Origin of the sequence: Phaeobacter cretensis, assembly GCF_047372505.1 — a bacterium.
GTDB classification, from domain to species: Bacteria; Pseudomonadota; Alphaproteobacteria; order Rhodobacterales; family Rhodobacteraceae; genus Phaeobacter; species Phaeobacter cretensis.
In genome coordinates, this window is the sequence record NZ_JBKBEU010000001.1 from 2,684,470 (window position 1) to 2,693,341 (window position 8,872).

The window sequence follows — 8,872 nt, forward strand, 5'->3', positions numbered from 1 at the left end:
AGGGCATGGACACAAACGATACATTTGAAATTTTCCTGACCGCCCCTCCAGGGATGGAACAGACCTTGCAGCGAGAAGCAGTTGAGATCGGATTTTCGGGTGCCAAAACGGTGCCCGGTGGCGTCACACTTGAGGGCGATTGGGCAGATGTCTGGCGCGCAAATCTGCAACTGCGTGGTGCGGCGCGCGTGTTGGCACGTATCGGGTCTTTCCGCGCCTTTCACCTAGCTCAGCTGGACAAACGGGCGCGTAAGTTTCCTTGGTCCGATGTCCTGCGCGCCGACGTGCCGGTGAGGGTGGAGACCACGACCAACAAGAAGTCGAAGATTTACCATGCCGGCGCGGCGACTCAGCGCATTGAACGCGCTATATCAGAAGAACTGGGTGCAGAAATTAGTGCGGAAGCCCCGATAGCCGTCAAACTACGGATCGAAGATAATCTCTGTACCTTCAGCGTTGATACCTCGGGTGAGGGTTTGCACAAGCGAGGCCACAAGACAGCCGTTGGCAAGGCGCCAATGCGTGAAAACTTAGCGGCGCTGTTTTTGCGCGACTGCGGTTTTACCGGGGATGAGCCGGTCGTGGATCCGATGTGCGGCTCTGGAACCTTCGTGATTGAGGCTGCCGAGATCGCCAAGGGCTTATTTCCCGGCCGTAGCCGCAGCTTTGCATTTGAGCAGATGGCCAGTTTTGATTCCGTGGCGTGGGAGGCTCTTCGGGCCAAACAAGAAACGCGCGAGACAAGCGCCCGCTTTTATGGATCGGATCGCAACGCGGGCGCTGTTGAGATGGCGACCGCGAATGCTGAGCGCGCCGGTCTCGCTGAACTGGTTCAGATAACTCAGCACGCTGTCAGCGATCTGACACCGCCAGTTCTGGACCCGAATGGGGAACCGGGGCTTGTTATCGTGAACCCGCCTTACGGCGCGCGAATTGGCAACAAGAAACTTCTCTATGCGCTTTATGCGGCCCTGGGGGAAACGCTGATGTCGCGCTTCAGTGGCTGGCGCGTCGGTATTGTGACCAGCGAGACATCGCTGGCCAAAGCTACAAAACTACCGTTCAAGCCTTTTGGCGCTCCGGTCGCCCACGGCGGTTTGAAGATACGACTGTTTCAGACCGGGCCGTTGCCCTAGTTTGCTCTTTCTGTTTCAGGCGGCCATTCCACGCCATGCACTGATCAGGCCAGAGAGTGCGATACGATCTGCGTCTGTACGGATCAATGGGACCCCTTGGTGAGTTAGAGCGGCTTCATAAATGGCATCTAGCGGGGGCGGTGCAATAAGCGCGATATTCTGCCCCAACCAATAGGGGCGTGCCGCCGACAGTTCTGCCCCTAACAAAAGACCCCATAAACAGGCCGCAAGTGTTGCATCCTTAGAGCTGTGGCTTGCCTGCAATTCCGCTAGCCTTGCTGCCAGGGCTTCTGGCTTGGATTGAATGGTTTCCATGGACCCGGTCAAGGCACTGGTATCCGACACATCAAAATTTGCTGCATTATTCACCCCCAAGATCCGAGCCAGACTGCGCCACAACTCAGTCGTGAGAAAGCTCTGAAAACTTACGACCTCATTTGCGCTGATGAGTGCCCAGTGAGTTGTCTCTCCAGGTATACAGATTACACCGTCCCAATCGGGATTGAGGCTAAGGAACCCCGCGACGCGGTTGACTGAACCACGCATGACAACACGAGGATTGCTCTGGGAGAGCCCGCCAAGCAAACGAAGTGGGTGAGTGCCTAGCGTGGTCTGTCCTATAGGTAGGTCCGCCGGCTTTGCCGGAACTGTGATTGTTCCGGTGTCGTCTCCCCGCAGGCTGTCATCATTTAGTAGGATTGGCGTTTCTGGCGGGCAGTCGTCTAATTCCGCAACCAGTCTCGCCAGATCCGCCATAGGGTCTGAGCCAGAGTATTGAGATGCCCGCTGTAGGACATCGCTCTCGTTCATAAGCCAGACCAGAAGCCGCCCGTTCGAATGATCCGCAGCGATCCATCTGGCCGCTTTTGTGCGAGATAGACCCGCGCTTGATGCCGGTGATTGAAGATTAGAGGCAGCGCACATATCGACGTCCTTTCGCTCCAGTTTGCACGATAGATTGGAGACTGTTGCTGGCACCATCGCCATCGCTCCACTTGCCAAGTTCTAAAGAGATGATCAACGCCAACCGTGTTTTGGATCAGTTGCCGGTATGTGGGCATTGGTGCTTGCTGGGGTTCGCTTCTTGCCTTAGCTGGTCAAGCAAATTTGGTTAACAGAAGCCTTGCCGTGTTGATATAGATTAACGTCGCGTCTTACCGGTGTCCGATATTGACATGAATTGTCCGCTCAACATCCGTTGATTCCTTATACTTATGGGTAGCTTGTTGGGACAGTTCCTATCCTTTTGGGGAATTGTTTCTCAAAACATACCCTGATTAACTAAAATTCTACTGAATTATGCCATCTCCCAGAATTTACTGAGATTTGTGTAAAATTGGCTTATTAAGAACTTGCCGCAACTGCGGTATGGGATGGCGCCCCAGATGGGTCGCTAGATTGGGACGAAGGTTCCCGCTGCATGGGGGTGCGGCCGGAGAAAAACCATCGATCTTATCGGATTTGAAGCTCCGGGGCGCTGCCGTGCCGGGCTGCTCAAATTGGTGCGAGTAGGCCCGCTTTGGCGGGGCAGAGACGCTGTTGTTTCAGCGCAGAGGTTAAGAACCGCGGGGGCGGTTAGAGATTGGGGTTGGAAATGAAGGATTTCATGCAAGAGGGGGCCGTACGCCCGTCCGGCGCTGCGACCGGACGACTGGCTGGTTCTCGGTGGCCGATGTTAAGCGTCAGCTATCCAGTAGCGCTGCTTGGGAGTGTGCCGTTCATTGCCAAGAGCGTTGCGAATATGAATGCAGAGCTCACTATGCGGTCGCCGATGTCACATGTCTCTTCTGGAGATCAACATCGAATATTGCACGGCACAGCTCAGACAATACCCACCCATGTGCCGCAGATTGGCTACGCACTGTTTGGCAAGCGTATGCTCGATATCGCGCTGGTTCTTCTAACCTTGCCGATCACGTTGCCGCTCATTCTGATTGCTGCGTTTGCTTTGTGGATAGAAGGTGGAAGTCCGTTTTACACACAGGACCGTCTCGGCCAGCGTGGGCGTGTATTTTCGATCTTGAAGCTGCGCACGATGGTGCGCGACGCCGAATGCCTGCTTGAACGTCATCTGGCCAGTAGTCCTGCTTTACGGCGTGAATGGGATGAGACACAAAAGCTGAAAAAGGACCCTCGCATCACGCCTGTCGGTCGTTTTCTGCGCACCACCTCCCTCGATGAGCTACCCCAATTGTGGAATGTCTTGATTGGCGAGATGAGCCTTGTTGGGCCGCGCCCGATGATGCCGGATCAACTGCCTCTTTATGGGGATGCAACAGCCTATTTTGATCTCAAGCCCGGGATCACCGGACTTTGGCAGGTTTCTGTGCGTAACGAGAGCGGATTTGCGGTCCGCACACGTGCCGATACCAACTATCACAGCGACCTGTCGTTCCGCACCGACCTTGATTTGTTGTGGCGCACCATCGGCGTTGTACTGCGGGGCACCGGATATTAACCGATCCTAGTTTAACTGTGATAGTCGAGCTATAGGCGGGTCTTGCTGAACGTGGTAGAACTGCGGAGGGGTACCATGAAAGACATGATGACCGGAGCGGGGCCCCTCGATAGCTTTACGCAGAAACTAGAACGGGACGATCCCTTTGCGATGACGCAACAAGGATTTAAGAGATTTCGCCGCCGCAAAGGACGCGACACCTTGGAACCGGAGCACGACGGGGCTCTGACAGAGCAGGGTGAGTCCGTTTCGCAGTCGGGGCTGAATAATGATGCGACCGCTCGAGATATGGCAGCGCCTGCGGCCAAGGCAATGTCGCGCTTGGCTCAAGAGAACGAAGGCAGCCGCTTCGCTCGCCGTCCAAAACCTCAGCAGAGCCAACCGTTAGAAGAGCTCGCCAACACTGACCCGAAACCACAGCAGCTACCCGCCACCTTGCCCGAAATGTGGGAACGGCTTCAGCGTGTACCGCTGGACATACGCGCTCACAAGGCATCCCGCTCGCCGTTGGTTAATTTCTTTCGCAATTCGCCCACGGCCAATGCCTTTGATCTATTGCGCACCCGGCTCTTGCACAGCCTCAAGGCCCAAGGCTGGAAACGGGTGGCCATCGCTTCCCCAACCGCGGGCTGTGGCGCTACCTTTTCTGCTGTCAACCTGGCACTTAGCATGGCGCGAGTACCTGGTACGCGCACAGTCCTGATGGACATGAACTTTCGCCGTCCGGGCGTCGCCTCGGCGTTGAAATTGCCGCCATCTGGCGACATGCCTGGTTTCCTTGCAGGTGCCGTGACGCTAGCCGATCATTTAGTGCGCCCGGCAGCGTCTCTTGCTGTTGGGTTGACCGCTGCACCTGATCGTAATGCTGCTGAAATCCTGCACGATGGGCGTTGCGCCAGCGTCATTGATGACATGGTTCTAAGCACTGGGGCGGATGTCACATTGTTTGATTTGCCGCCTGTTCTGGAACATGACGACGCCGCCGCCTTTCTGCCGCAGGTGGATGGCGTTTTGCTAATCGCTGACGGCACCCGCACCACGGCGGCGCATCTTGTGGCCTGTGAAAAAATGTTCGATGGGCAGACACAATTGCTGGGCGTCAGCCTAAATCGCGCCCGCGGTTCCGGTCTGCTGCAATATAGCCAATGAGCCAATCTCGGCCCATTTTCACCAAGTCAAACAGAACCCGCAATAGACCGCGCACTTACGCCTGACAGACTAAAATGACACAATGTTGAAGAGCTGAGATATGGGACCGATCCGCACGCTGGATGACATTTTGGATATGCTACGGCGTCGCGCGTCGGTGATCTTTTGGGTCTTCCTTCTGGGTGCGATGGTGTCGCTTTGGGTCGCAGCCAAGCAGCAGCATTCTTACGAAAGCTCATCAGTCCTGCAGATCACCCGACCGAAGATCGCCGATGATCTTGCCAAATCCACGGTAGATGGCTCCTCAGCACGGCGACTGCAATTGATAGAACAACGGCTTATGGCGCGTGGGTCAGTCTTAGGCATCATCGAAAAATTCGGCCTCTACCAGGATCTGCCCGGTCTTGTCCCGTCCGAAAAGGTGGCTCTGCTCCGTGAATCCGTATCGCTCACCGGGGTTGCGGCTGCGCGCGAGGGCTTTGCTGATGATGGCACGATTTCAGTTCTTACGATTTCGGCATTGATGCCCACACCGGAACAGGCTCAGGCTGTTGCAAGCGAATTTGCAACGCGCACGATCGAGCTTAGTCAGAGCTCTCGTATCGAACAAGCACGTGAAACGCTGACCTTCTTCGTCGATAAGGAAAAAGCCCTTATCGGTGAGGTCGCGGCACTTGAAAATGAGATCACTGCCTACCGGAATGCCAACAATGTGGCACTGCCCGGTGGGGTTGAGATGCGTCGCGAGGAAATTTCGACGCTTAATACAGGCCTTCTGGAAATCGAGCGCGAACAGATCGAATTGCGCCGACAAGCGGACCAAACGACTGCGAACCAGCGTCGGGCAACAGCTCAGCGGATGCTGGAGGTGTTCCAGGAAAAACTGGCAACGCTGGATGCACAACGCGAACTATTGTTGACCCGTCGCACGGCCTTGGAACGGTCACTGGAAACCACGCCGGAAGTGGAACGGCAACTGGGCGTCTATGAACGCCGGATTGACCAGTTGCAAAGTGAGCTTGAGGTGATTTCTCAACGTCGGACAGAGGCCGAGGTCGGTTTTCGACTTGAGTCATCACGTCAATCGGAGCGGCTGACAGTGATAGAACCTGCACCGCTGCCAGACTATCCCGTCACCGGAGGACGCAAGAAGAAGGCTTTGATGGGTGCCGTCGCGAGCATAGGCTTCGCGCTTGGTATCGCGTTCCTACTTGAGCTACGACGCCCTGTTCTGCGCAGTGTAGCGCAGATGGAGCGCGAAACCGGCCTGACTCCCGTGGTCGCGATACCCTATCTTGATACGATGCCCAAACGTCGTGGTCTGTTTGCACGCATGGGTCTGTCGCGGCGTGAACGGCTGGATCCAGATGCTGAATTCAGCGGCTAGTACCCTGTCGCAATTGTTGCTCTAACCGATGGCTGTAATCATTGTTGCAATGCTATCGCGGTGCCACCAAATCGCTGAAAAGCCGACTGATATTGCGATGGATGTAAACAGAAGGTCGTGCAGTGGATCCCAGACGCGGTGCTTGCAAGCCAGCCAGACCATCACCGGATAGGCCAGAAGCATGGCACCGGCCAGTGCCGCGATACCGCCAGATAAACCAAACAGGATTACACCGGTCAGGAACAGACCGGTTTGAGCAAGCGCCCGCGCGGCAGTGAACACAAAAAATGATCGACTGTCTCCTGCGGCCAGAGCAGCCTGATCATAGGTCATGGTGATGACTGCAGGTGCCATCGCAAGTGCAATGAGCACCACCATTGGCCCTGCATAAGCATAGCGGGCATCATACAGAAAATCGACAAGCCAAGGGCCTAGCCAAGCCATGGTCAACAGAATTGACAGGATCGTCGCAGTTAGGCCTGCTCGCAGCTGTCTTTGTTTACGCCGAGATACTGGATCTATGTGCGCAGGCTTGTCGCGATAGACTGGGATCATCAATCTCTGGTTCACCGCATGGCCCAGAGCCATCGGAAAACTCGCCAGAAAGAACCCTATGTTGTAGATGCCAAGCACGTTTAGCGGAACGAATTTGCCCAGAATTGCCCGATCACCTTGTGATGTAAGAAACCAGAAGGCCGTTGATAGAAATATCCATTTTCCGAAGTGCAACAACTCCTTCAGCGCCTTCGGTTCCCAGCGGAAACGGCTGCGACGCCCGGGCAGCCCCAGATGGACGCTTAGTAGGAATACGGCCGCTTGGATTACACTTCCCAACACCAGCGCCAACACTGATTGCGTGATCCAGGCCAGCAGCACCATCGCTCCAATGCCTATCGCCTGACTGGTCAGCTCCAATGCGGTCAGGCGACCGACCAGCAGATGCCGGTGCGCGGTCTCCACCCGAATGGGATCAAATCCATTGATTGCCAGCGCGATACCCGCAATCGGGAGGTACCAAAACAGTTCGGGCACGCCGTAAAACTGTGAGATGGGCCAGGCGAGCAACAACGTCATTCCCCAAAGCGCAAACCCGCGCACCACCTGCACGCTCCAAGCGGTATCAAGAAACTCCGGATCGTCGCCGCGTTTGCTTTGGGCGATAGATGGCCCTATGCCCATGTCGGAAAAGAGTGCCAGCCCGGTGATGACCACGCTGACCAGCGCCATCAGGCCAAAGGCTTCGGGGAAAAGCAGTCGGGTCATCACCAGATTAGCTGCCAGCCGCAGCCCTTGACTGCCGCCATAGCCGATCATCAACCACGAGGCTGAGCGCAGCACACGTGCTGCAAGGCTTGCACCTTTGAAGCGAGATAGAACCTTGTGCATCAATATCCTCGAGGTCTTACGATACGCGTGCGATATTGGTCTTCGAAGGCGTCAATTCCGCGGCACCTTCGCGGCAATGCTGGGCAAGTGTCGCAACTGAGGATACCGTACGATAACTCTTGCACAAAATGGGCCGTCGTCCTCGTGAAAATTGCATATATTCTCAACACCTATCCGCAGCCATCGCATAGTTTCATCCGGCGCGAGATACAGGCTCTGGAACGACAAGACCAGGTGGTGCATCGGATCGCCATGCGGCGCGCCAGGGTACCTTTGGTAGACCCCGGAGATCAGGCAGAACAGGACCGTACCACCTATGTGCTTGAGGCAGGTTCCTTGCGGCTGGCAGGCGCGGTTTTGCGGGCTGCATGGCGGGCTCCGCGACGCATCGCATCGGCATTATCCATGGCTTGGCGCTTGGGGAAGGCGTCGAAGGTGGGGCAGTTACGCCATCTGATCTATCTTGCTGAGGCCGCTTATGTGATTGAATATGCTATGGAGCATGAGATTGAGCATCTGCATGCACATTTCGGAACCAATGCGACAACCGTGGCGATGCTGGCGGCTTCTCTCGGGCCCCTTGGCTATAGTTTCACTGCTCATGGGCCTGAGGAATTTGATGCGCCACTTGCCCTATCGCTGGGTAAAAAGGTGGATCAGGCTGAATTTGCGGTGGCTATCAGCAGCTTTGGTCGTAGCCAACTGAGCCGATGGGCTGCCTTTGGCAGTTGGGAGCAGCTGAAGGTGGTGCATTGCGGGATTGAGCCTGCGCGTTTTGCCGATCCCGTGCCATTGCCTGAAGGGGATCTTCGGCTGGCGGCGATTGGCAGGTTTGTTGAGCAAAAAGGCCAGATGGTGCTTATTCAGGCTCTGTCAGAATTGGTGGCGGAGCACCCGGATCTGCATCTTTCATTGGTTGGCGATGGCGAGATGCGTCCCGATTTGGAAGCCGCGATTGCTACCTACGGCCTAGGCGATCACGTAACCCTGACCGGCTGGCTGTCGGAGGCGGAAGTGCGCGCCGAGTTGGCCCGCGTACATGCATTGGTGATGCCGTCTTTTGCCGAAGGGCTACCAATGGTGGTGATGGAGGCGATGGCTGCAGCACGTCCGGTGATTGCGACCTATATTGCCGGCACGCCGGAACTGGTGCTGCCCGGAGAAACTGGCTGGTTGGTGCCTGCGGGTGATCCAGACGTTCTGGCGCAAGCAATCCGGGAGCTAGCTGCAACGCCACATGCCACGCTGGTCGCGATGGGGCAGAAAGGGCGTGCTCGGGTTCTGGATCGCCACGACAGCGACACCGAGGCTGTAAAGCTGGCGGATCATTTCCGCGCAGCACTTCGGGACTAGGTT

At 56.2% G+C, this 8,872-nt stretch carries 7 protein-coding genes; 5 read left to right on the plus strand and 2 right to left on the minus strand.

What is annotated here, in order from left to right; genetic code table 11:
- The first annotated feature begins 5 nt into the window (after nucleotides 1–5).
- Nucleotides 6–1,136, plus strand: a complete 1,131-nt coding sequence (locus ACEWZM_RS12840; RefSeq protein ID WP_414006801.1) for a THUMP domain-containing class I SAM-dependent RNA methyltransferase — start codon at nucleotides 6–8, stop codon at nucleotides 1,134–1,136.
- A gap of 15 nt (nucleotides 1,137–1,151) precedes the next feature.
- Here ACEWZM_RS12840 and ACEWZM_RS12845 read toward each other — a convergent pair whose 3' ends face one another.
- A complete protein-coding gene (locus ACEWZM_RS12845; RefSeq protein ID WP_414006802.1) occupies nucleotides 1,152–2,060 on the minus strand; it encodes a 2-dehydro-3-deoxygalactonokinase in 909 nt (302 codons plus the stop codon).
- 670 nt (nucleotides 2,061–2,730) lie between these two features.
- Between ACEWZM_RS12845 and ACEWZM_RS12850 the strand changes: the two genes are divergently transcribed.
- The 3 genes from ACEWZM_RS12850 to ACEWZM_RS12860 all read left to right on the plus strand — a co-directional run bounded on the left by ACEWZM_RS12850 (nucleotide 2,731) and on the right by ACEWZM_RS12860 (nucleotide 6,130).
- A complete protein-coding gene (locus tag ACEWZM_RS12850) occupies nucleotides 2,731–3,594 on the plus strand; it encodes a sugar transferase (RefSeq protein WP_414006803.1) in 864 nt (287 codons plus the stop codon).
- Nucleotides 3,595–3,669: 75 nt separating this feature from the next.
- The gene (locus ACEWZM_RS12855; RefSeq protein ID WP_414006804.1) at nucleotides 3,670–4,743 is read left to right on the plus strand and encodes a CpsD/CapB family tyrosine-protein kinase; all 1,074 of its coding nucleotides are present in this window, start codon (nucleotides 3,670–3,672) and stop codon (nucleotides 4,741–4,743) included.
- A gap of 100 nt (nucleotides 4,744–4,843) precedes the next feature.
- Entirely contained in the window at nucleotides 4,844–6,130 is a 1,287-nt protein-coding gene (locus ACEWZM_RS12860; protein WP_414006805.1) for a GumC family protein, read from the plus strand.
- A 21-nt stretch (nucleotides 6,131–6,151) separates the two neighbouring features.
- Here the strand turns inward: ACEWZM_RS12860 and ACEWZM_RS12865 are convergent, their stop codons facing one another.
- The gene (locus ACEWZM_RS12865) at nucleotides 6,152–7,516 is read right to left on the minus strand and encodes an oligosaccharide flippase family protein (protein ID WP_414006806.1); all 1,365 of its coding nucleotides are present in this window, start codon (nucleotides 7,514–7,516) and stop codon (nucleotides 6,152–6,154) included.
- A gap of 144 nt (nucleotides 7,517–7,660) precedes the next feature.
- On the opposite strand from ACEWZM_RS12865, the gene ACEWZM_RS12870 reads away from it, so the two are divergent.
- Nucleotides 7,661–8,869 carry a glycosyltransferase gene (locus ACEWZM_RS12870; RefSeq protein ID WP_414006807.1) on the plus strand — a complete coding sequence of 403 codons (1,209 nt, stop codon included), beginning with the start codon at nucleotides 7,661–7,663 and terminating at the stop codon, nucleotides 8,867–8,869.
- Nucleotides 8,870–8,872 lie beyond the last annotated feature (3 nt).